This is a genomic window from Lysinibacillus sp. RU7, from assembly GCF_057837305.1.
Genome location: NZ_JBYQFK010000221.1, coordinates 1 through 250, shown reverse-complemented (window position 1 = coordinate 250; position 250 = coordinate 1). Strand labels below are relative to the sequence as shown.

Here is a 250-nt window from a genome sequence, read left to right as displayed (position 1 = left end):
ACGTGCATCAACGGCATCAGAATCGGGCGATTCAAAACTTAATATTTCCAGCTCACCACGCATGCTTTCCACAAAAATCTCGGCGGTCAAGTCGTCTACTTTTTTATTGCCAAAGTCGGACACTGCTGCGGGTCCGGTAAAACTGCTTAGACCGGTTTTTGCCAACAAGGCCAGATTGAAAGCGGTGAAATCACTGTAACCAATATATTTCTTCGGATTGTTTTCAAGTAATTTCCAGTCAATCTGGTGC

Annotated in this window: 1 protein-coding gene; it reads right to left on the bottom strand. The window is 44.4% G+C overall.

Annotated elements, in window-relative coordinates:
• Positions 1 to 250 (bottom strand): LD-carboxypeptidase (locus AC3II9_RS22175; RefSeq protein WP_489158901.1); only part of this gene is annotated, 250 nt, incomplete at both ends.